The sequence below is a fragment of the Oleispirillum naphthae genome (genome assembly GCA_027864655.1).
GTDB lineage: Bacteria > Pseudomonadota > Alphaproteobacteria > Rhodospirillales > Rhodospirillaceae > Oleispirillum > Oleispirillum naphthae.
This window is the reverse complement of the sequence record JAQAZG010000004.1, coordinates 87,287-112,133: the sequence shown is the minus strand read 5'-3', so window position 1 is coordinate 112,133 and position 24,847 is coordinate 87,287. Positions and strand designations below refer to the sequence as shown.

General features: G+C 66.6%; 28 protein-coding genes and 1 tRNA gene. 21 read left to right on the top strand and 8 right to left on the bottom strand.

Going from position 1 to position 24,847, the window contains the following annotated elements:
• Nucleotides 1-49: 49 nt before the first annotated feature.
• A complete protein-coding gene (locus O7R11_RS06315; RefSeq protein WP_337996653.1) occupies nucleotides 50-976 on the bottom strand; it encodes a bile acid:sodium symporter family protein in 927 nt (308 codons plus the stop codon).
• Between the two features lie 292 nt (nucleotides 977-1,268).
• Here O7R11_RS06315 and O7R11_RS06310 point away from each other — a divergent pair, with 292 nt between their 5' ends.
• Nucleotides 1,269-2,171, top strand: a complete 903-nt coding sequence (locus tag O7R11_RS06310; RefSeq protein ID WP_337996652.1) for an alpha/beta fold hydrolase — start codon at nucleotides 1,269-1,271, stop codon at nucleotides 2,169-2,171.
• 184 nt (nucleotides 2,172-2,355) lie between these two features.
• Here O7R11_RS06310 and O7R11_RS06305 read toward each other — a convergent pair whose 3' ends face one another.
• A complete protein-coding gene (locus O7R11_RS06305) occupies nucleotides 2,356-3,276 on the bottom strand; it encodes a bile acid:sodium symporter family protein (RefSeq protein WP_337996651.1) in 921 nt (306 codons plus the stop codon).
• Between the two features lie 230 nt (nucleotides 3,277-3,506).
• Between O7R11_RS06305 and O7R11_RS06300 the strand changes: the two genes are divergently transcribed.
• Nucleotides 3,507-3,893, top strand: a complete 387-nt coding sequence (locus O7R11_RS06300; protein WP_337996650.1) for a hypothetical protein — start codon at nucleotides 3,507-3,509, stop codon at nucleotides 3,891-3,893.
• A 21-nt stretch (nucleotides 3,894-3,914) separates the two neighbouring features.
• On the opposite strand, the gene O7R11_RS06295 is transcribed toward O7R11_RS06300, so the two are convergent.
• A complete protein-coding gene (locus O7R11_RS06295) occupies nucleotides 3,915-5,198 on the bottom strand; it encodes an aspartate carbamoyltransferase (protein WP_337996649.1) in 1,284 nt (427 codons plus the stop codon).
• A 151-nt stretch (nucleotides 5,199-5,349) separates the two neighbouring features.
• Here O7R11_RS06295 and O7R11_RS06290 point away from each other — a divergent pair, with 151 nt between their 5' ends.
• From O7R11_RS06290 to O7R11_RS06265, 6 genes are read left to right on the top strand one after another with little or no spacing between them, the layout of a single operon-like run.
• The gene (locus O7R11_RS06290; protein WP_337996648.1) at nucleotides 5,350-6,312 is read left to right on the top strand and encodes a CsgG/HfaB family protein; all 963 of its coding nucleotides are present in this window, start codon (nucleotides 5,350-5,352) and stop codon (nucleotides 6,310-6,312) included.
• A complete protein-coding gene (locus O7R11_RS06285; protein WP_337996647.1) occupies nucleotides 6,309-6,617 on the top strand; it encodes a hypothetical protein in 309 nt (102 codons plus the stop codon). The genes O7R11_RS06290 and O7R11_RS06285 overlap by 4 nt, the downstream gene beginning before the upstream one ends.
• Nucleotides 6,614-7,006: a DUF4810 domain-containing protein gene (locus tag O7R11_RS06280; RefSeq protein ID WP_337996646.1), complete on the top strand. Its 393-nt coding sequence runs from the start codon at nucleotides 6,614-6,616 to the stop codon at nucleotides 7,004-7,006. Before O7R11_RS06285 ends, O7R11_RS06280 begins: the two co-directional genes overlap by 4 nt.
• Nucleotides 7,003-7,746, top strand: a complete 744-nt coding sequence (locus O7R11_RS06275) for a GNA1162 family protein (protein WP_337996645.1) — start codon at nucleotides 7,003-7,005, stop codon at nucleotides 7,744-7,746. Before O7R11_RS06280 ends, O7R11_RS06275 begins: the two co-directional genes overlap by 4 nt.
• Before the next feature lie 50 nt (nucleotides 7,747-7,796).
• Nucleotides 7,797-8,486 (top strand): hypothetical protein, encoded by a 690-nt coding sequence (locus tag O7R11_RS06270; protein WP_337996644.1) that lies wholly within the window; start codon nucleotides 7,797-7,799, stop codon nucleotides 8,484-8,486.
• A 36-nt stretch (nucleotides 8,487-8,522) separates the two neighbouring features.
• On the top strand, nucleotides 8,523-9,719 hold the full coding sequence (locus O7R11_RS06265; protein WP_337996643.1) for an XRE family transcriptional regulator: 1,197 nt from the start codon (nucleotides 8,523-8,525) through the stop codon (nucleotides 9,717-9,719).
• A gap of 302 nt (nucleotides 9,720-10,021) precedes the next feature.
• Here O7R11_RS06265 and O7R11_RS06260 read toward each other — a convergent pair.
• From O7R11_RS06260 to O7R11_RS06240, 5 genes are all read right to left on the bottom strand, one after another.
• Nucleotides 10,022-10,098, bottom strand: a tRNA-Arg gene (locus tag O7R11_RS06260).
• A gap of 54 nt (nucleotides 10,099-10,152) precedes the next feature.
• Nucleotides 10,153-10,575 (bottom strand): alternative ribosome rescue aminoacyl-tRNA hydrolase ArfB, encoded by a 423-nt coding sequence (arfB, locus tag O7R11_RS06255; RefSeq protein ID WP_337996642.1) that lies wholly within the window; start codon nucleotides 10,573-10,575, stop codon nucleotides 10,153-10,155.
• A 5-nt stretch (nucleotides 10,576-10,580) separates the two neighbouring features.
• Nucleotides 10,581-11,579 (bottom strand): prolyl aminopeptidase, encoded by a 999-nt coding sequence (gene pip, locus O7R11_RS06250; protein WP_337996641.1) that lies wholly within the window; start codon nucleotides 11,577-11,579, stop codon nucleotides 10,581-10,583.
• 87 nt (nucleotides 11,580-11,666) lie between these two features.
• The gene (locus tag O7R11_RS06245; RefSeq protein WP_337996640.1) at nucleotides 11,667-12,191 is read right to left on the bottom strand and encodes a flavodoxin; all 525 of its coding nucleotides are present in this window, start codon (nucleotides 12,189-12,191) and stop codon (nucleotides 11,667-11,669) included.
• Nucleotides 12,192-12,276: 85 nt separating this feature from the next.
• Complete coding sequence (locus tag O7R11_RS06240; protein ID WP_337996639.1) at nucleotides 12,277-13,209, bottom strand: LysR substrate-binding domain-containing protein; 933 nt, start codon at nucleotides 13,207-13,209, stop codon at nucleotides 12,277-12,279.
• Between the two features lie 153 nt (nucleotides 13,210-13,362).
• On the opposite strand from O7R11_RS06240, the gene O7R11_RS06235 reads away from it, so the two are divergent.
• The 13 genes from O7R11_RS06235 (at nucleotide 13,363) to O7R11_RS06175 (ending at nucleotide 24,832) form a co-directional block, all read left to right on the top strand.
• Nucleotides 13,363-14,967 (top strand): ABC transporter substrate-binding protein, encoded by a 1,605-nt coding sequence (locus O7R11_RS06235; RefSeq protein WP_337996638.1) that lies wholly within the window; start codon nucleotides 13,363-13,365, stop codon nucleotides 14,965-14,967.
• 98 nt (nucleotides 14,968-15,065) lie between these two features.
• A complete protein-coding gene (locus O7R11_RS06230) occupies nucleotides 15,066-16,037 on the top strand; it encodes an ABC transporter permease (RefSeq protein ID WP_337996637.1) in 972 nt (323 codons plus the stop codon).
• Complete coding sequence (locus tag O7R11_RS06225; RefSeq protein ID WP_337996636.1) at nucleotides 16,034-16,948, top strand: ABC transporter permease; 915 nt, start codon at nucleotides 16,034-16,036, stop codon at nucleotides 16,946-16,948. The genes O7R11_RS06230 and O7R11_RS06225 overlap by 4 nt, the downstream gene beginning before the upstream one ends.
• Entirely contained in the window at nucleotides 16,945-17,946 is a 1,002-nt protein-coding gene (locus tag O7R11_RS06220) for an ABC transporter ATP-binding protein (RefSeq protein WP_337996635.1), read from the top strand. The genes O7R11_RS06225 and O7R11_RS06220 overlap by 4 nt, the downstream gene beginning before the upstream one ends.
• Nucleotides 17,943-18,989, top strand: coding sequence for an ABC transporter ATP-binding protein (locus tag O7R11_RS06215; RefSeq protein ID WP_337996634.1), 1,047 nt, complete (start codon nucleotides 17,943-17,945; stop codon nucleotides 18,987-18,989). The genes O7R11_RS06220 and O7R11_RS06215 overlap by 4 nt, the downstream gene beginning before the upstream one ends.
• Entirely contained in the window at nucleotides 18,990-19,850 is an 861-nt protein-coding gene (locus tag O7R11_RS06210; protein WP_337996633.1) for an N-formylglutamate amidohydrolase, read from the top strand. It abuts the gene before it with no gap.
• A 32-nt stretch (nucleotides 19,851-19,882) separates the two neighbouring features.
• Entirely contained in the window at nucleotides 19,883-21,049 is a 1,167-nt protein-coding gene (gene argE, locus O7R11_RS06205) for an acetylornithine deacetylase (RefSeq protein ID WP_337996632.1), read from the top strand.
• A gap of 92 nt (nucleotides 21,050-21,141) precedes the next feature.
• Nucleotides 21,142-21,534 (top strand): antitoxin Xre-like helix-turn-helix domain-containing protein, encoded by a 393-nt coding sequence (locus O7R11_RS06200; protein ID WP_337996631.1) that lies wholly within the window; start codon nucleotides 21,142-21,144, stop codon nucleotides 21,532-21,534.
• A complete protein-coding gene (locus O7R11_RS06195) occupies nucleotides 21,506-22,264 on the top strand; it encodes an RES family NAD+ phosphorylase (protein ID WP_337996630.1) in 759 nt (252 codons plus the stop codon). The genes O7R11_RS06200 and O7R11_RS06195 overlap by 29 nt, the downstream gene beginning before the upstream one ends.
• Nucleotides 22,261-22,809, top strand: a complete 549-nt coding sequence (locus tag O7R11_RS06190) for a sigma-70 family RNA polymerase sigma factor (RefSeq protein WP_337996629.1) — start codon at nucleotides 22,261-22,263, stop codon at nucleotides 22,807-22,809. Before O7R11_RS06195 ends, O7R11_RS06190 begins: the two co-directional genes overlap by 4 nt.
• Nucleotides 22,810-23,039: 230 nt before the next feature.
• Nucleotides 23,040-24,218, top strand: coding sequence for a permease (locus O7R11_RS06185; protein ID WP_337996628.1), 1,179 nt, complete (start codon nucleotides 23,040-23,042; stop codon nucleotides 24,216-24,218).
• A 13-nt stretch (nucleotides 24,219-24,231) separates the two neighbouring features.
• Complete coding sequence (locus O7R11_RS06180) at nucleotides 24,232-24,462, top strand: MTH895/ArsE family thioredoxin-like protein (protein WP_337996627.1); 231 nt, start codon at nucleotides 24,232-24,234, stop codon at nucleotides 24,460-24,462.
• 13 nt (nucleotides 24,463-24,475) lie between these two features.
• Complete coding sequence (locus O7R11_RS06175) at nucleotides 24,476-24,832, top strand: putative zinc-binding protein (protein WP_337996626.1); 357 nt, start codon at nucleotides 24,476-24,478, stop codon at nucleotides 24,830-24,832.
• Nucleotides 24,833-24,847 lie beyond the last annotated feature (15 nt).

Sequence of the window (24,847 nt, the reverse complement as noted above, 5' to 3'; positions counted from 1 at the left end):
GCCCGGCACGGCCTGGAGCGGATGGGGCCTGAATCGCCCCCCCCCCCGCTCACGCCTCTCCGCGCCGCACGAAGCTGGTGAACGCCGCGCCGGAGACGTTCTGCATCACGCTGAAGATCGCGCTCGGCACCGCGGCGAGCGGCGAGAAGTGCGCCTGCGCCAACGCCGCGCCGAGGCCGCTGTTCTGCATCGCCACCTCGATCGCCACGGCGGTGCGCTGCGCTCGCCCCATGCCCGCCGCGCGCGAAGCGAAATAGCCGGTGGCCAGGCCGACGACGTTGTGCACCGCCACCACCGCAACGATGAGAAGCCCCGCCTGCGCCAGCTTCGGCTGGTTGACCGCGACCACCGCGGCGATGATCAGCACCACCACCGCGGCGCTCATCGTCGGCATCGCCGCCAGCATCACGCCGCCCGCGCGCGGAAACAGCGCCTTCACCGCCGCGCCGAGGGCGAGCGGCACGAGGATCACCTTGACGATGGAAAGAAACATGCTCGCCGCGTCCACCGGCAGGTACTGGCTGGCGAACACCCAGACGAGAAACGGCGTGACGAACGGCGCAAGCAGCGTGGACACCGTGGTCAGCGTCACCGAAAGCGCCACGTCGCCCTTGGCGAGAAAGGTCATCACGTTGCTCGCGGTGCCGCCGGGGCAGCAGCCCACCAGCACCACGCCCGCGGCGATTTCCGGGCTCATCGGCACGATGCGGGTGAGCGCGAAGGCGAGAAGCGGCATCACCGTGAACTGCGCGGCGACGCCGAGCGCCACCTCGCGCGGGCGGCGCGCCACCTCGGCGAAATCGCCGGGCGACAGGGTCAGCCCCATGCCGAACATCACCACGCCGAGCAGCCAGATGATGTGCGGCACCACGGGGCGGAAGATCTCCGGCGCGGCATAGGCCAGGGCCGAGAACCCCAGAACCCACAGCGCGAAGGTCCGCCCGACGAACCGCGAAACCGCAGCCAGCATGCCCATGACGGCCCTCCCCATGCACGGTGTGCGCACAAGCCGGGGACCATACCGCGGCGCGGTGTCCGAAACAAGGCCGGGAGAAAAACCAAACCTTTGCGAGGGGTCTTGGCCCCCTCGCGCACCCCATAACTTGGTTTTTCGCCGCGTGACGGTCCTATCGCGCTGCGCGCAAAAACCGAAAGTTATGGGAGGCTCTGAGGGTCCGCGGCCCTCCGGAAAGTTTTTGTGTTTTCCGCCCCTGGTCCGGCGGCGGGCAGAGTGTATGTTGAAAGCAGCGTCTTCACGGAGGTTCCCGATGCCCGCACCCCTGTTTCCCGGCTTCACCGAGGCGTTCGTCGATACCGAAGATGCGCGCATCTTCTGCCGCACGGGCGGCAGCGGCCCGGCGTTGTTGCTGCTGCACGGCTACCCGCAGACCTCGGCGATGTGGCACCGCGTCGCCCCGGCGCTCGCCCGCGACTACCGCGTCGTCTGCGCCGATTTGCGCGGCTACGGCCGTTCCGCGAAGCCGGAGACCACGCCCGACCACGCGCCCTACTCCAAGCGCGCCATGGCGCGCGATCTGGCCGCGGTGATGACCCATTTCGGCGCGGAGACATTCCTCGTCGCCGGGCACGACCGCGGCGGGCGCGTCGGCCACCGCCTCGCCGCCGACTTCCCCAGCCGGGTGCGCGCCCTCTTGACCCTCGACATCGCGCCGACGCGCGAGATGTACCGCGACACCGGCCAAGCCTTCGCCCGCGCCTATTGGCACTGGTTCTTCCTGATCCAGAAGGCGCCCTTCCCCGAACGGATGATCGGCGCCGACCCCGAGGCCTATTGGCGCAAGAAATGCGGCTCCGGCAGCGCCGGGATGACGCCGTTCTCCGAGGCGGCGCTCGCCGAATACCTCGCCGCCTTCGCCGACCCGGCGGCGATCCACGGCAGTTGCGAGGACTACCGCGCCGCCGCCGCCATCGACATCGCCCACGACGACGCCGACGGCGGCTTCAAGCTCCCCATGCCGGTGCACGCCCTGTGGGGCGATAACGGCATCGTCGGCAAACTCTTCGACCCCCTCGCCCTGTGGCGCGAACGCGCGCAAACCGTCACCGGCCACGGCCTGCCGGGCGGCCACTACCTCGCCGAGGAATGCCCGGAGCTGGTGATCGCCGAATGCCGGGAGTTCTTCTCCCGCATCGCCGCGGCGGGCCGGTAAAACCAAAACCTTCATGGGGGACCTCAGGCCCCCCACCCCCCCTAAGTTTTTCGCCGCGCAGCGGCCAGCGGCCGTCACGCCGCGTGATGGCTTTCTCGCGCTCCGCGCAAAAACCAAAAGTTATGGATTCAAAGGGCCCAAGGCCCTTTGCGGGTCCGGGCAGGGCCCGGCCTGGTTTTGCCGGTCAGCGCTTGCGGAAATAGTTGGCGATCATCGCGCCGGAGATATTGTGCCAGACGCTGAACACCGCGCTCGGCACCGCGGCGAGCGGCGAGAAGTGCGCCTGCGCCAGGGCCGCGCCGAGGCCGCTGTTCTGCATGCCGACCTCGATCGCCAGGGTCTTGCGCTGCGGCAGGCCCATGCCCGCGGCGCGGCTGGCCCAATAGCCGAGGAGGTATCCCAGGCCGTTGTGGGCGATCACCACCGCGGCGACGAGCAGGCCGCTCTGCGCCAGTTTCGGCTGGTTGACCGCGACCACCGCGGCGACGATGAGGACGATGCCGGTGACGCTGACCAGCGGCAGCATCGGGATCACCCGGGTGGTGAAGTTCGGCAGCGCCGCCTTCACCATCGCGCCGAGGGCGAGCGGAATCAGCACCACCTTGGAGATGGAGAGGAACATGCTCATCGCGTCCACCGGCAGGTACTGGCTGGCGAACACCCAGACCAGGAAGGGCGTGACGAACGGCGCGAGCAGGGTAGACACCGTGGTCAGGGTGACCGAAAGCGCCACGTCGCCCTTGCCGAGGTAGGTCATCACGTTGCTCGACGTGCCGCCGGGGCAGCAGCCCACCAGCACCACGCCCGCGGCGATTTCCGGGCTCATCGGCACGATGCGGGTGAGCGCGAAGGCGAGAAGCGGCATCACCGTGAACTGCGCGGCGACGCCGAGCGCCACCTCGCGCGGGCGGCGCACCACCTCGACGAAATCGCCGAGCGACAGGGTCAGCCCCATGCCGAACATCACCATGCCGAGCAGCCAGATGATATAGGGCGCGATCGGCTTGAAATAGACAGGCGCGCCATAGGCCGCCAGGGTTATCACCACCACCCAGACCGCGAACGTGCGTCCGACGAACTGCGCCACCGATGCCAGGAGTTTCATTCCGGGTTCCCGCAAGATTGCATACCAAAGAGCCGAGACAATAGCGCCGATATGTCGTCTTGGGGAGCCGGTTTGTCAGAATACGTCAAAAACACCGGGAAAGCGCGCAGACCGCTTGGATTTCTCTCTTTAATGGTGATTTGGCGGAAAATTTACCCTTGGCGTGTGCATGCCCCTTGCCGACGGCGTTTTCATTCGCATATCGAGGGGATTAGGCAATGGAGGCTCCAATGCCCAACGAGGTGCGGCGTCTGATTTTCAGCGACGAGGAACTGGCGCAAGCCCTGCTGTCGGCCAACTCGCCGGCACGAACCAAGATCATCGCGCACGGCTACCTGGGCGCGCTGAAGATTCATGCCGAACCCGCGCCTTCGGTCGAGATCATGGTGGAAACCCCCAACGGCGAGCGCATCGAGGTGGTGATCGACGAGACCACCCTGGGCGCCGCGGTGATCCGCTTCTGCATCGACCATGGCGTGCCGCTGCCGGTGAAGTCGGACAAGAGCCTGCGGGTGGTGCAGGGGCAACTGGCCCTCGACATCAAGCGCCCGCCGCGCGAGCCGCGCGTCATTCCCCTCCCCGAGGAAAACCCCGAGACACAACCCGCGGCGGGCTGAGCCCGCCGCGGACCGCCGGGCTCAGTCTTCCCCCTCGAACACCGCGTCGTCGGCGCCCACCGGGTGCGGCGTGCGCCAGGTGACGTCGCGCATCGCGTGCGCCACCTGGTTCTCCACCCCCAGCAGCATCGCGAAGATCGCCATGCGCACCGGAATGCCGTTGTCGGTCTGGCGGAAGATGGCGAGCCGCGGGTCGCGGTCGAGGTCGGTGGAGAGGTCGTTGGCGCCGTCGCGGCTGTCGCGCGGCAGCGGATGCATCACCAGGGTCTCGGGCTTGCAGGCGGCGTCCACCAGCGCCCGGTTGACCTGGAAGTCCGGGGTGTAGCCCTCCATCGCCTCGCTGGAAAAGCGTTCCTTCTGGATGCGGGTGGCGTAGAGCACGTCCGCGCCCCTCACCCCCGCGGCGAGGTCGTCGGTCTGCTCGATGACGTGGCCGTTGACCGAGAGCTTCTCCAGCAGGTGTTCCGGCATTTCCAGCGAGGCAGGTGAGACGAAGCTGAACTTCAGCCCCTTGTGCAGGGCGAGAAGCTTGCTCAGCGAGTGCACGGTGCGGCCGTACTTGAGATCGCCGACGAAGGCGATGTGCATGCCGTCGATCACCTTGCCGATGCGGGAGAACTCCCGCTGGATGGTGTAGAGGTCGAGCAGCGCCTGGCTCGGGTGTTCGCCCGGGCCGTCGCCCGCGTTGACCACCGGCAGGTTGGTGGCGCGGGCGAACTCCGCCACCGAGCCGAGTTCCGGGTGGCGCACCACCAGCGCGTCCACATAGCCGCTGACGACGCGGCTGGTGTCGTAGATCGATTCGCCCTTGATCATCGACGAGAAGGTGAAGCCGGTGGTGTCCACCACCGAGCCGCCGAGGCGGCAGAACGCGGTGCCGAAGCTCATCCGCGTGCGGGTGCTCGCCTCGAAGAAGAGGTTGCCCAGCACCGCGCCTTCCAGCACCCGCGTCACCTTGCGCCGTTTGGCGATCGGCTCCATCACGTCGGCGATGCGGAACACCTCGTTGACGGTGTCGAGGTCGAGCTGGCCGGTGGTCAGCAGCTGCGGCTTGCCCTCGCAGGAGATCGCGGGCGCGCCCGCGGCGGGCCGCGGCGGGCGCGCGGGCAGCCCGTCGAGAATCTCCGCGACGAAGCGCCCCACCACCTCGGGCATGGAGCGGAACTCCGGCGAGCCGCCGGGCAGCAGCCAACTGTCGAGCGCCCGCCGGGTCACCCCGAGGCGCTGCGAGAAGGCGTCGCGGGTCATGTTGAGTATACGCATTGCGTCGCGCAAAAGCGCCTGCTGGTCGGTTTTTGTGTCCATTATCCCCACTCCGAATATACACATAGTGTGTATTCCTGCGCCCGCGCGCCGTCAAGGGGGGAAAGCCGCGCCAAAACCGCTATGTACGGTTGATCGGCCCGGCGGAAGGAGTAGATTTCGGGTCAATGACGCTCTGATCGAGGGGGAAGTGATGTACCGAAGCAGACTGCTTGCCGTCGCCGGGTTGGCGACGCTGGTTGCGGCGTGCGCGTCGCCGGAAACCGTGCCCAAGCCGGTGGAGCCGCCGGTCGCGCGCAGCGCCGCCGCCGCGGCCCAGGCCGCCGCTCTGGCGCCCCAGGCCAAGGTGCTGAAGCGCAAAATCGCGATCGGCCGCTTCTCCAACGAAACCCGCTACGGCCGCACCTTCCTGCGCGACGGCGATACCGACCCCCTCGGCAAGCAGGCCTCCGACATGCTGGCCAACCGCCTGGTGGAGTCCGGCAGCTTCCTGGTGTTCGAGCGCCCCGACATCGACAAGCTGAAGCGCGAGCAGGCGATCGGCGGCGGCGGCGACCTGATCGGCGTCGATACCCTGATCCTCGGCTCGGTCACCGAGTTCGGCCGCAGCACCGTCGGCCAGTCCGGCTTCTTCAGCGCCACCAAGCGCCAGGTCGCCCACGCCAAGGTGGAGATCCGCCTCGCCGATCCGCGCACCGGCTATGTCTTCTTCTCCGCCACCGGCCAGGGCGAGGCGACCAGCGAGGCGGCGGACGTGATGGGCTTCGGCTCGCGCGCCGACTACGACGCCACCCTCAACGACAAGGCGATCGGCGCGGCGGTCTCCGACGTGATGAACGGCCTCGTCACCAAGCTCACCGAGCGTCCGTGGCGCACCGACATCCTCAAGGTCGCGGGCGATCGGGTGTTCATCAGCGGCGGCGCGCGCCAGGGCCTCAAGGTCGGCGACAGCCTCGCGGTGATGCGCGAGGGCGAGAAGGTGAAGAGCGCCCAGACCGGCTTCACCATCACCCTGCCCGCCTCGCCGGTGGCCGGGATCAGCGTGGTGTCGCTGTTCGGCACCAACGAAACCGACGAAGGCGCGGTCTGCGCCGTCACCTCCGGGCGGCTTCCCGCCGACGCCCGTTCCCTCTTCGTCAGCGAGGCCACCCGATGATCCGCATGCTTTCGGTGCTCTGCGTCCTGGTTCTCGCGGCGTGCGCCAACCCGGTGGAGCAGACCCGCACCGTGGACACCCGGCCCAGCCTCACCGTCGCCAACGCGCCCGCCTTCTCCACCTTCTCGGTGGACGGCATCGGCATCGGCAAGGCCAACGACTTCATCGGCCGCGCCATCCGCGTCGAGCCGGGCAGGCACGTCGTCCGCGTGTTCGCCGAGGACGGCCGCCTGATCCACGAGGAGACGGTGTTCGTCAGCGGCGCGGTGGTGCGCCGGATCGTTCTGCCGGGAGCGCCGCAATGAGCCGTTTGCCGCGCGCCGCCGCCGCGGCGGTCTGCGCCCTCCTCGCCGGAGGGTGCGTCCAGCAGCGCCTCTACGCCTGGGGCGACTACGACGCCGCGATGTACCGCTACGCCCGCGACGAGGCGGAAAAGCCCGCCTTCCAGGACGCGCTGCTGCGCGTCATCGAAACCAACGAGACCGCGGGCAAGCGCATGCCGCCCGGCATCTACGCGGAATACGGCTATCAACTGCTGGAACAGAACCGCGTCGAGGACGCGGTTTCCTTCTTCGACAAGGAAAAGCGCACCTGGGCCGAATCCACCGCCTTCATGGACACCATGATCGCCTATGCGCGCGGCGGACGGCAGCTTAAGAAACCCACCGCGCCGCAGCCGACGGAGGCGAAATGATGCGTCTTTCCCGCCCCGTCCTCGCGCTCTTCGCGCTCCTCGCCCCCCTCGCGCTGGCCGCCTGCGTGCAGCCGCCGCGGCCCAACGACTACGGCGCCTTCCGCGCCGCCGACCCGCACAGCATCGCCATCGTCCCCGCGGTGAACCGCAGCCTCGAGGTCACCGCCGCCGACTACTACCTCTCCACCGTCTCCATCCCCCTGGCGGAGCGCGGCTATTACGTGTTCCCGGTGCACCTGGTGAAACGGGTGATGGAGGACGACGGCCTCTCCGACGCCGACCTGGTGCACGCCGCGCCGACCGAGCAGGTGGCGGCGCTGTTCGGCGCCGACGCGGTGCTCTACGTCACCATCCAGGTCTGGGAGTCCAATTACGCGGTGTTCTCCACCACGACGCGGGTCACCCTCGACTACGCCCTCAAGGACGGCCAGACCGGCGAGGCCCTGTGGAAGGATACCGAGCAGGTGTTCTACCAGCCGCAATCGAGCGGCGGCGGCATCGCCGGGCTGATCGCCCAGGCGATCGCCGCGGCGGCGGAGCGCGCCGCCCCCAACTACATGCCGCTGGCGCGCCAGGCCAACTGGATGGCGGTCTACCGCCTCGGCCGCGGCCTCCCCGCCGGACCCTACGCGCCGAAATACGGCCAGGACCAGGATGCCTTCCCCACGGCGCAGAAGGTGGAGACGAAGAAGGCCGAGACCGAAACCCCGGCGGCAACGCCCGCTGCGGCGACCCAATAACGCAAAAACCCCGCCCTTCCCGGGCGGGGTTTTTTAGTGCCTAACAGGGATTGAAAACGAAGCTTTCTTCGGATAAAATCCTGATACACGAAACCTGGAGCCTCGACGCGATGCTTAAACGCCTTGTCGATCTTATCCCTCAGCCCCTCGCTGTCGCCCTTCAAGAATCGACCGAAAGCGCGCTGGCGCAAGCGTGGCAAGAGGCCGAAAGGTTCGATACACCGGAGCGAGCACAAGCGCGAGGACAGCTTTTCCACCTCCACGCCGAGCATGCCTTTAGGCTCGCTGGAGACCGTTATGGAGCCCATAACGAATCCGTGGAAACACAACCTGCCGGAGGGCATTTTAGTATAGTTCACCTGCCTGGGTTCGTCCTGGGCCGAGCGCGCGCCTGCTCTCCTGGTACACTTCCCAGACCAGGAAAAACTCGCCGCATTATGGCCTCTGCCAATGCGTGGCTTTCTCCTTTGCAGTTGGACTTCTTTCGGAATATAACCCCGCCCATTCCAGGAACGATTTATGGCGTTCTGACCGCTGTCGTCGGCTCGTGGAAAGCCCCCGGCCTCGCATGGCTGGGCGTCGTGATTCCTTCAGGCGACTGCGAATCCATTCTTTGTCGTGCCTCTCTTCAGCAGATCATCGATGCGCATAACACCGGCGGAACCGTAATTGTGGAAGACCGTGCGCGCCCGACTCTCAAGAAGCGGGCAAAAAAGAACGATGACGGAGACGACGCATAAATCTACGTCCGTTGCTTTGAGTAGGAGGTCACGGCCATGCGAGTAGGCAGCCCGGGATTCCAAAGTGAGCGCCTCACGGAGGCAAGAGAAGCGAGAGCCATCACCAAGGTGGCTCTCGCTCAGCTCGTTGGCAGGGCAAGCTCGACCCTTTCCAACTGGGAAAGCGGCCGTCAGACCCCCGATCCAGAGGCACTAGAAGACCTTGCCCGCGCTCTTAACGTATCGAAGGCCTTTTTTCTCAAACCACCATCGAGACATGGAGTAAACCCGATCTTCTTTCGATCGCTCGTGAGCGCGACAGCGAGCTACCGCAAACGATGCGGCGCGCGATTGCACTGGATGCAAGACATCTCAATAACTATTCAGGAGTGGGTTGATCTCCCTCTTTTAAATATACCGAACCTGGAGCTGCCTCACTTCAAAGGACTCAGAACGGATGACATTGAAGCTGCCGCCGATGCTTGCCGTAAGCACTGGCGATTGGGGTGTGGCCCGATTTCCGATGTGATCCTTGCAATGGAGAACGCGGGAATCGTTGTAGCTTACGACGAAGTCGAATCTGAGGCATTGGATGGGATGTCAGCATGGTCAGAACTTGATGGACGTCCGTATGTGCTGCTGGCGAGTGACAAGAAGACCTGTGTTCGATCTCGATTTGACGCTGCCCATGAGCTCGCGCACTTGATCCTTCACCGCAATATCGACTCCGTGGAATTCGCGACTAACCTGAAACTCATCGAAACGCAGGCACATCGTTTCGCAAGTGCATTCCTGATGCCCAGCGACAGTTTCCCGGCAGAAATCCCCGTACTGACACTTGACGGTATTCTGGCATTAAAAGAACGGTGGAAGGTCTCTTTAGGAGCGATGGTGTACCGCTGCAAAGATCTGGAAATCATAACAGATGAACATGCTAGCCGGCTTTTTAAGGCGCGTAGCGCAAGAGGATGGCGTCGCCGAGAACCACTCGACGACACGCTAGAGCAGGAAGCAACCCGCCTTCTCTCGCGTTCGATCAAGCTGATCATTGAAGATGCAGGCGTGTCGATTGCGACACTGTTGGATGCCATTCGCCTCCCCGCCCATGATGTCGAAGTGCTGGCAGGCCTTCCAATCGGCTACCTTGCCAATGGAGACTGTCGCGTAGTCGATCTGCCCCAACCTCGGCTCAAAAAAGAAACCGCAGAAAAAAACGATAATGACTGTAAAATTGTTCCATTTCGGAGAATTTAGACATATTTATTTTTAATAAACTCTGGAATATACCCTAAAATTACTCACATTTTATATAGATATACTTGAGGTATTTTTAATTATATATGCGAGATACACTCGCAATCTGGTTTAAAAATGATTTTTCCCGTCCCCGAGAGGATTGTGAAAATCCGCGTCAAAACGCGGCTTTTCATCCTCGGCGCTGCCCTCGGACCGCCTTCGGCGTCGCTGCGGACGCTTCGCGTCCTCCGCCGAACCGGGAGGCTTCTCTCAGCGCCCGAAAACGCCAAACCCCAGGACCATGGAATGGTCCTGGGGTTTGGCGTCCCCGAGAGGATTCGAACCTCCGACCCTCGGATTAGGAATCCGATGCTCTATCCTGCTGAGCTACGGGGACACTCGGTCGGGTTATACCCGCGAATCGGCGCATCGTCAAAGCGCGAAGGGGGGCTTACTCCTCCCCGCGCACCCGGCCGCGCCCCTGTTTCACCGTGGCGCGGCTGCGTTTCGCCGTCAGGCGGCGCTGCTTGGCGGCAAGGCCGGGGCGGGTGGGGATGCGATGCTTCGGCCTTTCCGCGGCGCGGCGCAGCAGCTCCAGCAGGCGTTCCAGCGCGGCCTGGCGGTTGAGGAGCTGACTGCGGTGTTCCTCGGCGAGGATGGTCAGCACGCCGTCGCGGCTCATCCGCGAACCGGCGATGCGGCGCAGGCGGCGCAGCATGTCGGGCGGCAGGGCGGGCGAGGCGGCGGCGTCGAAGCGCAGGCGCACCGCGGTGGACACCTTGTTGACGTTCTGCCCGCCGGGGCCGGAGGCGCGGACGAACTGCTCCTCGATCTCGGTTTCGGCTATCGCGATCTGCGGCGTCACCTCGATCATCGGCATCACCGCGCGAAGCCGGGCGGACCGCCCAGGGCGGCGCGGGCGAAGGCGTCGGTGTGGCGCACCACCGCGGCGCGGATGCCCGGCTCGAAGGCCGAATGCCCGGCGTCGGGGACGATGCTGAACGCCGCGCCCGGCCAGGCGCGCACCAGGCGCTCCGCGGTGCGGATCGGGCAGACCATGTCGTAGCGGCCCTGCACCACCGCCGCGGGCAGGTGGCGGATCGCCGCCATGCCGCCGAGAAGCTGGCCCGGCGCGAGGAAGCCGAGGTTTTGCATGTAGTGGACCTCCAGCCGCGCCAGGGCGACCACGTCGCCGCCCACCGCCGCGGGCACCTGCCAGCACACCGTCTCGTCGCCCGGGCCGCGCAGGCTGGAGCAGGCGTGCTCGTAGGCGTTCCACAGGTGCGCCGCAGGGCCGTGCACCGCCGGGTCGGGGTCGGCGAGCCGCCGCGCATAGGCGGCGAGCGGGTCGCCGCGCTCCGGGGGCGTCAGGTGGCCGAGCCAGCGGCGCTCCGCCTCGGGGAAGAAGCGCCCCATGCCGGAGAGGAACCACGCCACCTCCTCCGCGCCGAACAGGAACACCCCGCGCAGCAGGAAGCCGAGGCAGCGCTCCGGGTGCGCCTGGCCGTAGGCGAGGGCGAGCGTGGTGCCCCAGCTGCCGCCGACCACCAGCCAGCGGTCGATCGCGAGGTGGGCGCGCAGCGCCTCGATATCGGCGACGAGGCGCGCCGTGGCGTTGGCGCGGGTTTCCCCCAAAGGCGTGGAGCGGCCGCAGCCGCGCTGGTCGAACAGCACGATGCGGTAGCGGTCGGGGTCGTAGAAGCGGCGGTGCACCGGCAGGCAGCCGGAGCCCGGCCCGCCGTGCAGGTAGACCACCGGCAGGCCCCAGGGCGCGCCGCACTGTTCCCAATAGAGGGTGTGGCCGTCCCCCACCGGCAGCATGCCGGAGGAAAACGGCGCGATCGGCGGATAGAGATCGGCGGTGCGCAGCGAATCCACCGGGCGGGCCTCCCGTGCCGCGAGGCCCCCTCCGGCCCCGCTTCCGCCCCTATCATAAGGGAAAGCGCGGAAGCGGCAAAGCGGCGCTCAGGCGCGGTCCGGCAGGCCGAACTCGCGGCGCAGCGCGGCGGCCCAGGCGGCGATGCGGTCCGGCGTCCGGTCCGGCTGGTTGTCCTCGTCGAGCGCCAGGCCGACGAAGCTGCCGTTGCGGCGCGCCCGCGATGCGGCGCATTCGTAGCCTTCCGCCGGCCACGCGCCGACCAGCTTCGCCCCGCGCGAGGCCAGGAAATCGGCCAGATCGCCCATCGCATCGACGTAGCTGTCGCCATAGCAGAGCTGGTCGCCCAGGCCGAACAGCGCGACGGTGCGGCCGCTCAGGTCCGCATCCTCGAGGCGGGCGAGCAGGCGGGTCCACCCCGCCGGCATGTTGCCGATGCCGATCGTCGGCAGGCCGAACACCAGGTGGCGGAAGCCCAGAACCTCTTCCGCCGTCGCCGTCTCCGCGGGGATCGGCGCGGTCATCTCCAGGTCGTCGAAGTGCGCCTTCACCGCCTTGGCGGCGCGCTTGGTGGTGCCGGTGTCGCTGTCGTAGAAAAGGCCGATGCGTTCCATCGCCGTCATCCTTTCCGGCTTTTTTCTCGTCAGGGGGATGCGGCCTGGGGAACCGCTTATGTGATATTGATTGTCATTATCAATATCACATCGGCCCGATTTTGCCAAGACCGCCCGCTCCGCTGATGCGGGCGAGGAACTCCTGCGTCGCGGCGCAGAACTCGCGGACCAGCCCCGAGGGCGGCTTGCCGGTGGGAAAGAACAGGTAGAACGACAGCGGAATGCGCGGCGCGAACGGCCGGGTGACGACGCCGCGGTCGGTGAAGGCGTGGGCGGTGAACGGCTCCACCACCGTCACCCCCGCGCCCTCGGCGACCAGGGCATAGGCGGTATAGGCGCGCTGCGTGCTGATGCGGCGCTTCGGGGTGATCTCCGCGGCATGCAGCACGTTGGCGATCGCCCCCCAGGAGAGGCGGTCGTCGGTGAGCCCGATGAAGTCCACTTCCGCCAGGTCGGAAGGCTCGATCACCGCCTTGGCGGCGAGCGGATGCGCCGCGGGAATCGCACAGACCATGTCGGCGGTGATCAGAAGCCGGCTCTCCACGTTGGGCGCTTCCAGGGGTTTGAGCGCGATTCCCACGTCCACCAGGCCGCGCGACACCCATTCCACCACCGTCGCCGAACCGTAGGAGGAAAGCGAGATCTGCACGTCCGGCCGGGTGCGGCAGAAGCGCGCGATGATCTTCGGCAGCACCCCGGAGGAGAGGCTGGGCATGCAGGCGATGCGCAAATGCCCGAGGCCGGACTGGCGGATCTCGTTGGCGCGCGCGGCGATTCCGGCCAGCCCCGCGAACATGTGCTCCGCCTCCGCGTAGATCACTTCGCACTCCGGAGTCGGGCGCAGGCGGCGGTTGCTGCGGTCGAACAACGCGAAGCCGACCTCGCGCTCCAGTTCGGCGAGCAGGCGGCTGACCGAGGGTTGTGATAGATTCAACAGCCGCGCCGCGGCCGATGCGCCGCCGGTGAGAACCGCGGCGCGCAGCGCCTCGATCTGACGCATGGTGATTCGCGAGGCCATAGCATTTCCGAATGGAATTATGAATGATTCATATTTGACGCTATGGTTCGCAGGTGCCTAACATATCGTCAACAACAAAAAATGCCTGTCGGGAGAGCATCCACCTGCGTGCGGATCGTATCGATGAACCCGGAGACGTGGAGACTTCTCACAATGCGCTACGGATTGACTGGAACGACAGCCCTCGTCGCGGGGCTTCTCGCAGTTGCGAATCCCGCCCTTGCCGCCGATCTCAAGATCGGCCTGTCCGCGGAGCCGAGCGCGCTCGACCCGCACTATCACAATCTCGTTCCCAACAACGCGATGTTCACCCACATCTACGACAGCCTGATCGATCAGGACGCCAACCAGCGCCTGTCGCCCAGCCTGGCCTCCTCGTGGAAGGCACTGAACGACACCACCTGGGAATTCAAGCTGCGCAAGGGCGTGAAGTTCCACGACGGCGCGCCGTTCACCGTGAAGGACGTGGTGTTCACCCTGTGCCGCGTGCCGAAGGTGCCGAACAGCCCCTCGGCCTTCACCATCTACACCAAGTCCATCGAGTCGGTGGAAACCCCCGACGACTACACCCTGGTCCTGCACACCGCGAAGCCCTATCCGCTGATGCCGACCGACCTTTCGACCATCGGCATCATCCCGGCGGGCAGCGGCAAGCTCACCGGCCCGATCGTCTTCAAGAAGGCGGGCTGCGAGGGCATCGAAGGCTACCCGGCGACCGAGGACTTCAACGCCGGCAAGGTGCCGGGTTCCGGTCCCTTCCTGCTCAAGGAATTCGTCAAGGGCGACCGTCTAGTCCTGACCGAGAACCCCGCCTATTGGGGCAAGAAGCCGGTGTGGGACACCGTGACCTTCAAGCCGATTCCCTCCGACGGGCCGCGCGTCGCCGCGCTCTTGGCGGGCGACGTGGACTTCATCGAGAACCCGCCGTCCCAGGATCTGGCGAAGCTGCGCAAGGACAAGAACCTGCGCGTCGTCGATGGCCTGTCCAACCGCGTCATCTATGTCGCGCTCGACTCCGCCGACGCCCCGACGCCGGGCATCAAGCTGCCGAAGAACCCGCTGCACGACGCCCGCGTGCGCAAGGCCCTGTCGCTCGCCATCGACCGCAAGGCGATCAAGGACCGGATCATGAGCACCCAGTCGGAACCGGCGGGGCAGATCATCTCCACCGGCCTGTTCGGCAACAACCCGGCGCTCAAGCCCGACCCGTACGATCCCAAGACCGCGAAGAAGCTGCTCGCCGAGGCGGGCTATCCCAAGGGCTTCGAGATCACGCTGGGCACCCCCAACGACCGCTACATGAACGACGAGAAGGTCGCCCAGGCGATCGCCCAGTACTGGACCCGCATCGGCGTCAAGACCAACGTGGACGCCACCACCAAGTCGGTGTTCTTCTCCCGCCGCGGCAAGAAGGAATTCTCCGCCTTCCTCGCGGGCTGGGGCGCCGGCACCGGCGAGGCCTCGTCGCCGCTCAAGTCTCTGGTCGCCTGCCGCAAGCCGGAACTCGGCATGGGCACCACCAACTACGCCAACTACTGCAACCCGAAGATGGACGAGGTGCTGAAGCAGGCGCTCGCCACCATCGACGACGCGAAGCGTGAGGCCCTGTTGCAGGAGTCCCTGGCCCTGGTCGCGGCGGACACCGGCATCGTGCCGATCCACTTCGAAAAGACCCCCTGGGCGATGAAGAAGAGCCTGACCTACGTGCCGCGCGTCGATCAGTACACCATTGCCATGGAGATCAAGCCGGCGAAGTGACCCGCCTGCGCGAAATCCCGCCCGGGCCGTCCCCCGTGGGGCGGCCCGGCGCCTTCCCTGTACCCTTTTTCGATTGTTTTTAAGAGGTTGACCCGCACATGGGCTATGTGATCAACCGGCTTCTGCAGGGCCTGACGGTGATCGCGGTGATGGCGGTCCTGGTCTTCGTCGGCGTCTACGCCATCGGCAACCCGGTGGACATGCTGATCAGCCCCGAAGCCGACCAGGCCGAAATCGACGCCACCATCGCCCGCATGGGGCTCGACAAGCCGCTGTGGCTACAGTTCCTCGTCTTCCTCAAGGGGGCGGCGCACGGCGACCTCGGCACCTCGTTCATCTACAACGAGCCCGCGGTGCGCCTCATCCTCGAGCGCTTCCCCGCGACGCTGGAACTGGCGCTCGCCGCCATCCTCATCGCCGTTCTCATCGGCATCCCGCTCGGGGTGATCGCCGGGCTGAAGCCCGAGCAGCCGACCGGCCGCGGCATCATGGCGGTGTCCATCCTCGGCTTCTCGCTGCCCACCTTCTGGGTCGGCATGATGCTGATCATGATCTTCGCGGTGTGGCTCGGCTGGCTGCCCTCCACCGGCCGCGGCGACACCGTCTCCTTCCTCGGCATCCAGGTGAGCTTCCTCACCGTCTCCGGCCTCCGGCACCTCATCCTCCCCGCGGTCAACCTCGCGCTGTTCAAGACCTCGCTGGTGATCCGCCTGTCCCGCGCCGGCACGCGGGAGGTGATCGGCCAGGACTACATCAAGTTCGCCCGCGCCAAGGGCCTGCCGGAATCCCGCGTCATCCTGGTGCACCTGCTGAAGAACATGATGATTCCGGTGGTCACCGTGCTCGGCCTGGAGTTCGGCTCGGTGGTCGCCTTCGCCGTGGTCACCGAGACGGTGTTCTCCTGGCCCGGCATCGGCAAGCTCCTGATCTCCTCGATCGTCCACCTCGACCGGCCGGTGATCGTCGCCTACCTGATGCTCACCGTGATGCTGTTCGTCACCATCAACTTCGCGGTCGATCTCATCTACGCGGCCCTCGACCCGCGCATCCGCCGCAAGGAGTCGGCATGATGGCCGCAGCAACCGCCACCGCCGCCCTCGACGTCTCGGTGGAGACGCCGCTGCACCGCCTGGTGCGCAAGTTCGTCGCCAACCGCATCGCGCTTTCCGGGCTGGTCGTGTTCGCCGCGATCACCCTCCTCGCCGTCGCCGCGCCGCTGGTCGCGCCGCAGAACCCCTACGACCTCGCCACCCTCGACATCATAGACGGATCCCTGGAACCGGGGATGACCAACATCGACGGCAAGCCCTATCTGCTCGGCACCGACGAACAGGGCCGCGACATGCTCTCGGCCATCCTCTACGGCCTGCGCATCTCCATCGGCATCGGCGTCGGCTCCACCGTCATCGCGCTGGTCATCGGCCTGGCGCTCGGCCTCTTCGCCGCCTATTCCGGCGGCTGGCGCGACACCCTGGTGATGCGCCTGGTGGATCTGCAACTCGGCTTCCCGCCGATCCTCATCGCGCTGATCCTGCTCGCCATCCTCGGCCGCGGCGTCGATAAGGTGATGATCGCCCTGGTCGCCCTGCAATGGGCCTATTATGCCCGCACCGTGCGCGCCACCGCCCTGGTGGAGCGCCGCAAGGAATACATCGAGGCGGCGCGCTGCCTCGCGCTGCCCTATTCGCGCATCGTCTTCGGCCACCTCATGCCCAACTGCCTGCCGCCGCTGATCGTCGTGGCGACGATGCAGGTGGCGCACGCCATCGCGCTGGAAGCCACGCTCTCCTTCCTCGGCGTCGGCGTGCCGGTGACCGAACCCTCGCTCGGCATGCTCATCGCCAACGGCTTCGACTTCATGATGAGCGGGCGCTACTGGGTGAGCTTCTTCCCCGGCATCACGCTCCTCGTCACCGTGGTGTCGATCAATCTGGTCGGCGACCATCTGCGCGACATTCTCAACCCGAGGCTCCAGAAATGACCGAGACCAAGGTTTCCGGGGCCGCGCCGACCCTCGTGGTCGAAGGCCTGAAGACGCACTTCTTCACCGAGGCGGGGGTGGTCAAGTCGGTGGACGGGGTGGACCTTTGCGTCGATCGCGGCGAGATTCTCGGCCTCGTCGGCGAGTCCGGCTCCGGCAAGTCGGTGACCGGCTTCTCGCTCCTCGGCCTGATCGACCCGCCGGGCCGCATCGTCGCGGGCTCGGTCCGCCTCAACGGCGAGGAACTCACCACCGCGAGCGAAAAGCGCCTGCGCGACCTGCGCGGCAACCGCATCGCGATGATCTTCCAGGACCCGATGATGACCCTCAATCCGGTCCTGAAGATCGAGACCCAGATGGTCGAGACCCTGCTCGCACACGCCAGGATGAGCCGCGCCGACGCCCGCGCCAAGGCGCGCGACGCGCTCGGCCGCGTCGGCATCCCGAGCCCGGAGGAACGCCTCGACGCCTATCCGCACCAGTTCTCCGGCGGCATGCGCCAGCGCGTCGCCATCGCCATCGCGCTGCTGCACAGCCCGGACCTGATCATCGCCGACGAGCCGACCACGGCGCTCGACGTCACCATCCAGGCGCAGATTCTCGCCGAGGTGCAGACGCTCTGCCGCGAGACCGGCACCGCGCTGATCTGGATCACCCACGACCTCGCCATCATCTCCGGGCTGGCCGACCGCGTCGCGGTGATGTACGCGGGCCGCATCGTCGAGACCGGCAGCATCGCCGAGGTGGTGTCCGGCCCGCGCCACCCCTACACCCACGGCCTCATCGGCTCGGTGCCCAGCCGCAACCAGCGCGGCCACCGCCTGACCCAGATTCCCGGCATGACGCCGTCGTTCCTCGCGCTGCCGCCGGGCTGCGCCTTCGCGCCGCGCTGTCCGCGCGCCTCCGCCGCCTGCACGGCGATGCCCGAGCTCGCGGGCGAGGGCCACGCGGTGCGGTGCTTCCACCCGATGAACCAGCCGCAAGGAGTTCCGGCATGACCGCCGCGCAGAAGACCCCCGCCGCGGGACTCGTGCCGAAGGTGCCGGTGATCTCGGCCCGCGGCATCGACATGGTGTTTTTGAAAAAGCAGCCGGGCCGCCTCGACCCCTGGCTGAGGAAGTTCGGCCTGCCGGTGGCCGAGCCCCTCGGCGTGCATGCGCTCGACGGCGTCGATATCGACGTGATGAAGGGCGAGGTGGTGGGCCTGGTCGGCGAATCCGGCTGCGGCAAGTCCACCCTCGGGCGCGTCATCGCCGGAATCCTCGACCCCACCGCGGGCACCTTCCGCTTCCAGGGCCGCGCATACGACGAAATGCCGCCGCAGGAGCGCTACCGCGCCCGCGTCGCGGTGCAGATGATCTTCCAGGACCCGTTCGCCTCGCTCAATCCGCGCAAGCGGGTGTTCGAGATCATCGGCGAGGCCCCCCTGGTGCACGGCCTGGTGAGCAAGGACAAGCTCGAGGACTACGTGGACGAGATGATGCTGAAGTGCGGCATCGACCCCGCCTACAAGCAGCGCTTCCCGCACCAGTTCTCCGGCGGGCAGCGCCAGCGCATCGGCATCGCCCGCGCGCTGGCGGTGAAACCGCAGTTCCTGGTCTGCGACGAATCGGTGGCGGCGCTCGACGTCTCGATCCAGGCGCAAATCATCAACCTGTTCATGGACCTGCGCCGCGACTTCGACCTCACCTACCTGTTCATCAGCCACGACCTCGGCGTGGTCGAGCACATCGCCGACCGCGTGGTGATCATGTATCTCGGCCGCGTCGTCGAAACCGCGCCCACCGAGGCGCTGTTCGACACGCCGCGCCACCCCTACACCCAGGCGCTCTTGGCCAACATGCCGCGCATCTCCACCGGCAAGCAGGCCTTCGGCCAGATCATCGGCGAGATTCCCTCGCCGCTGCATCCGCCCACGGGCTGCCACTTCCACCCGCGCTGCCCGTTCGCCACCGAGCGCTGCCGCGCCGAACGGCCGATGCTGCGCCCCACCGGCCCCAACTCCCAGGCCGCCTGCCACCTGATCGAGGAAACCCCGTAAATGCACGCGCCGATCCCCCAGGTTCTGTCGATCGCCGATGCGGAGCCCAAGGCCCGCGTCGCCGCGGTGTTCGACAGCCCGCACAGCGGCACCGACTATCCGCAGGACTTCCGCCCCGCCCTGCCGATGCGCGAGCTGCGCAAGGCCGAGGACATGTACATCGACGAGATCTACGCCGCCGCCCCGGCGGCGGGCGCGGCGCTGCTGCTCGCCCACTTCCCGCGCATCTACATGGACGCCAACCGCTCGATCATCGACATGGACCAGGACCTGCTGGACGCGCCGTGGCCCGGCCCCCTGGCGCCCGGCATCAAAACCCAGTACGGCCTCGGCCTGATCTGGCGCAAGTCCGCCGAGGGCAACCCGATCTACGACCGCCTGCTCTCCGTCGCCGAGTGCGAGGCCCGCATCGCCCGCTATCACGCGCCCTACCACACCGCGCTGCAACGCCTGCTGAACGCGCGCCACGCCGCCTTCGGCGCGGTCTATCACATCAATTGCCACTCGATGCCGGAGTTCAGCAGCGCGCTTGCGCCGGAGGGTCCGGGCATTCCGCGCGCCGACATCGTGCTCGGCGACCGCGACGGCACCACCTGCGCCCCCGCGTTCACCCACGCGGTGGCGGAGTGCCTGCACGGCGAGGGCCTCAACGTGGCGGTCAACGACCCCTACAAGGGCGTCGAACTGGTGCGCGCCTTTTCCGACCCCACCGCCGGCCGCCACAGCCTACAGGTGGAGATCAACCGCCGCCTCTACATGAACGAGACCACCTTCGAAAAGAATGCCGACTTCGCCGCCACCAAGGCGGCGGTCGGCCGCCTGATCGCGACCGTCGCCGACTTCGCCAGGTCCGCGGCGTAATACCGTTCGTCACAACAGCGAGCAAACCGATCATGTCGTCCGAGTCCCTGGACACCCTGAACCTCCTCAAGACCCTGGTCGCCTTCCCCACGGTCAGCCGCGACTCCAACCTCGCGCTGATCGACTGGATCGAGGCCTACGTCACCCGCTTCGGCGCCACCTGCCGCCGCACCTACAACGCGGAAAAGACCAAGGGCAACCTCTTCGTCACCATCGGCCCGGCCGACGTGCCGGGGGTCATCCTCTCCGGCCACACCGACGTGGTGCCGGTGGACGGCCAGGACTGGGCCACCGACCCCTTCGCCGTCGCCGAGAAGGAGGGCCGCCTCTACGGCCGCGGCACCGCGGACATGAAAAGCTTCCTCGCCGTCATCCTCGCCTACGTGCCGCGGTTCGCCGCCGCGAAGCTGAAAAAGCCTGTCCACCTCGCCTTCTCCCACGACGAGGAAGTGGGCTGCATCGGCGTGTGCAGCCTGATCGAGGACATGGCCCACCTGCCGGTGATTCCGGAAATGTGCATCGTCGGCGAACCCACCCTGATGCGCCCGATGCTCGCCCATAAGGGCAAGGTCAACGTGCGGGTGCGGGTGAAGGGTTGGGAATGCCACTCCTCGCTCGCCCCCACCGGGGTCAACGCCATCGAATACGCCGCCGAGCTCATCGCCTTCCTCAAGGCCCTGGCGCGGCGCAAAAGCCAGGAAGGCCCCTTCGACACGATGTTCGACATCGCCCACACCACGGTGCACACCGGCCTGATCGAGGGCGGCACCGCGCTCAACATCGTGCCGCAGGACTGCACCTTCGATTTCGAAATCCGCGCCGTGCCCGCCGACGACCGCATGGGAATGCTGGAGGAAATCAAGGCCTACGTCGCCGCCGAGTTGGAGCCGCCGATGAAGGCGGTGCACCCCGCCTGCGGCTTTTCCTGGGAAGTCCTCTCCTCGGTGCCGGGTTCCGACACCGACCCCAACGACCCGATCGTCCACATGGTCAGCCATCTCTCCGGCGCCAACAGCTACGGCAAGGTCGCCTTCGGCACCGAGGCCGGGCGCTTCCAGACCCGCTGGAACATGCCCACGGTGATCTGCGGCCCCGGCGACATCGACCAGGCGCACAAGCCGGACGAATACATCGAACTCTCGCAAATCCGCGCCTGCGAAGGCTTCATCGCCCGCCTGCTGGAACGCATGGCGGCATAATCATGAAGAGTGCCTAGACAGGATTCTCAATCTGTTATACCCTGTCCGTAGAAATATATTATATAATATATTTCTACGGACAGGAGGTTGCCATGCAGAAAAATGGGTCCATCCAAACTGCAAGCGTGCCCCCTACCCAGCGTGCCGCCATCGTGTCGCAAGCCACGGTTCGCGCCGCATCCCGGCTCGGCCTGACCAATGCACGCTTGGCCGAAGTATTGGGGGTTTCAGAGGCTACGGTCTCCCGCATGAAACGAGGGGGGTACGTTCTCGAGCACGGCAGCAAGCACTATGAGTTGGCGCTCCTGCTCTTGCGGCTCTTCCGCGGCATAGACGCCATTCTCGGTGGCGACGAACGTGCAATCCGTTCCTGGATGACGGGGCAAAATACGGTCCTTTATGGCCGGCCGATCGACCTGATCATAAAAGTCAACGGGTTGGTGGACACTGTGGGCTATGTGGACTCTCGACGCGCTCCGATCTGAAGCTCACATTCTTACAGGCCGCCTGTGGCGCATCGTCGAGGGCCAGTGGTGGGTCTCGACGATGCGGCTTGCCGACAGCCTTCTGGAACAACGAATCCTGGAAGAAGAGATCGAAACAGCCAAGCCGCGCCTGCCACCGGGAACCGAACACCTGCACCCTTTGCTTCGCACGCCGTTTCGGTACGAGCCCTACGATAAAGGATCCCGGTTCCGCCGCGCGCATCAAAAGGATGGCGTGTTCTACGGCAGCGAAGAGGTTGAAACGGCGATCGCCGAAATGGCTTTTCTACGTGCTTTGGTCATTGCCGAATCTCCCGAGATGGTTCTCCCGCAAGACCCCTCGCACATCACCGCTTTCAAGGTGCCGTACCAAGCCGAAACCATCGACCTTACGCACCCCCCCTTCAGTTCCAAAGCCGCGCTTTGGACTCGCCCCAACGATTATCAACCCTGCCAGGACCTGGCGGACGCCGCGCGCGCCGCGGGCGTCCAGGCCATACGATACCAGTCCGTACGCGACCCGAAAGGACGGGCGAACCTGGCCCTTCTTTCATGGCATGCTTTTTCTGCAAACGAACCGGACCATTGCCACCAAACCTGGCATCTCTTCCTGCGCCCGAGCGAGGTCATAGCACGGCGTGAATTCCCTCCCCTGACGCTGGCTTTCTCACATGACGATCTGGGAAAAGACCCGCGCCTAGACGTTTTTTTCTCTTCTGAAAATCCATGACGACCCGCTTGAACAAAACGGATTTCCCCTGCCTCTCCGCCGCCTGGTCCCGCCACGAGGCGGAACTGCTGCGCTGGCTCTCCGCCCGCGCGCCGGACGCGGCGGAGGACATCCTGCAGGAAACCTTCCTCCGCGCCCTGCGCCAGGAAAAACGCTTCTGCGACGTCGCCAACCCCCGCGCCTGGCTGTTCGAAACCGCGCGCCGCCTGATCATCGACCGCTTCCGCCTCGCCCGCGAAACCCTCCCCCTGCCCGAAGACCTCGCCGCGCCGGAACCGCAGGAAACCGAGCCGGTGGACGGCCTCGCCGCCTGCCTGCCGCGGGTGCTGGCCGAACTGCCGGAAGCCGACCGCGCCATCCTCGCCGCCTGCGACCTCGACGGCCTCACCCAGGCCGCCTTCGCCGCACGCGAAGGCCTCACCCTCCCCGCCGCCAAGGCCCGCCTGCGCCGCGCCCGCGCCCGCCTCAAGGCCCGCCTCTCCGCCGCCTGCCGCGTCACCCTCGACGAAACCGGCCGCGTCTGCGGCTTCACCCCGCGGGGGTGACGACAACCAAAACTTCGCGGGGAGACTCGGTCTCCCCGCGCCCCTCATAACTGGTTTTTCGCCGCGCAGCGGCAGGCAACACCTATGTTGCCGCTACACGGGCTTATCGCGCTGCGCGCAAAAACCAAAAGTCATGGGGTGCGCGAGGGGATCGAGTCCCCTCGCAAAGTTTTTTCTTTAATTTCCCCGCATCCTTTTCCCGCCTGCTTCGTCTCCTTCACAGGGAGGACATGATGAACCGGACTGAGATCAAGGCGGCGGCGGTGGGTTTGGGTGGGTTTCTCGCCCTGTATTTCCTGCCGGTGGAGAATTTGCGGCTGCAGAACGCGCTGTTGGAGGCGGTGTATCTGGCGCACTGGTACGCGCGGGAGCATGTGCTGCTGTGTCTGGTTCCGGCGTTCCTCATCGCCGGGGCGATCGGCACCTTCGTCAGCCAGGGCGCGGTATTGCGCTATCTCGGGCGCGATGCGCCCAGGCTCGTCGCCTATGGCGTCGCCTCGGTGTCCGGCGGGTTGCTGGCGGTGTGTTCGTGCACCGTGCTGCCGCTGTTCGCCGGGATCTACCGCATGGGCGCGGGACTGGGCCCCGCGGCGGCGTTTCTTTATGCCGGTCCGGCGATCAACGTTCTGGCGATCATTCTGACCGCGCGCATTCTCGGGCCGGAGATGGGCATCGCGCGCGCCGTCGGCGCGGTGGGGTTCAGCCTGGTGATCGGCGTGTGCATGCACCTGCTGTTCCGCAAGGAGGAGGAGGCGCGCGCCGCCGCGGCGATGGCCCTGCCGCCCCCGGAGGCGCGGGCCGTGGGTTGGGACGTGGCTCTGGTCGCCGCGCTGGTGGGCATTCTGGTGTTCGCCAACTGGGGCGCGCCGCAAGAGGCGGAGGGTATCTGGGCCGCGGTCTACGGCGGCAAGTGGGTTCTCGCCGGGAGCTTCCTGCTTGCCTTGGCGGCGCTTGCGGCGCGGCTGGCGCGCTGCGCGCCGGGAGAGCTGCGGGAGTGGCTCGCCGCCTCCTGGGGGTTCGCCAAGCAGATTCTGCCGTTACTGCTGGGCGGCGTTCTGGTGGCCGGGCTGTTGCTCGGGCGGGTCGGCCACGAGGGGCTGATCCCCTCGGCCTGGGTGGAGGCCGCGCTCGGCGGCAACGGCGTGGGGGCCAACCTGTTCGCCGCGGTGGCCGGGGCCTTGATGTATTTCGCCACGCTCACCGAGGTGCCGATCGTGCAGGGGCTGATCGGCGCGGGCATGGGCAAGGGACCGGCGCTCGCCCTGCTGCTCGCCGGTCCGGCCTTGAGCCTGCCCAACATGCTGGTGATCGGCTCGATTCTCGGGGTGCGCAAGACCGCGGCGTTCGTCGCCCTGGTGGTGGCGATGGCGGCGGCGAGCGGCATGGTTTATGGAACTTTCTTCAACTGAGGAGTAACATACGATGAAGATTCAAATTTTCGGTGGCGGCTGCGCCAAATGCCATCAGCTGGCGCAGCAGGCGGAAACCGCGGCGGCCGAGCTCGGGCTCGCGTTCGAGATGGAAAAGGTCACCGACATGGCGCGCTATGCCGAGTACGGCGTGGCGATCACCCCGGCGCTGGCGGTGGACGGCGTGGTCAAGACCATGGGCAAGGTGCCCTCCGTCGCCGAGATCAAGGCGCTGCTGAAATAGGCGGAGACGGCCGATGAGCGAGATCCCTTCCAACCGTCCGGCGGTGGTGAGCTGCTCCGGCGCGGCGGATGTCGGCGCGGTGGCCGACGGCGCGGCGCGCAGGCTGGCGCGCGACGGCCATGCGAAGATGCTCTGCCTCGCCGCCATCGGCGCGCGCCTGCCCTCCACCATGGAGGCAGCGCAGGCCGCGCCCTCGCTGCTCGCCATCAACGGCTGCCCCAGCCGCTGCGCCGCCAAAATGCTGGAGGATGCGGGTTTCTCCGGCTTCGCCGACCTGCAACTCGCCGAGATGGGTTTCAAGAAGGGGCAAACCCCGCCGAGCGCGGAAACCGTCGCCGCCGTGGCGGCGAAGGGCACGGCATTGCTCTAAAAAACCAAACCTTTG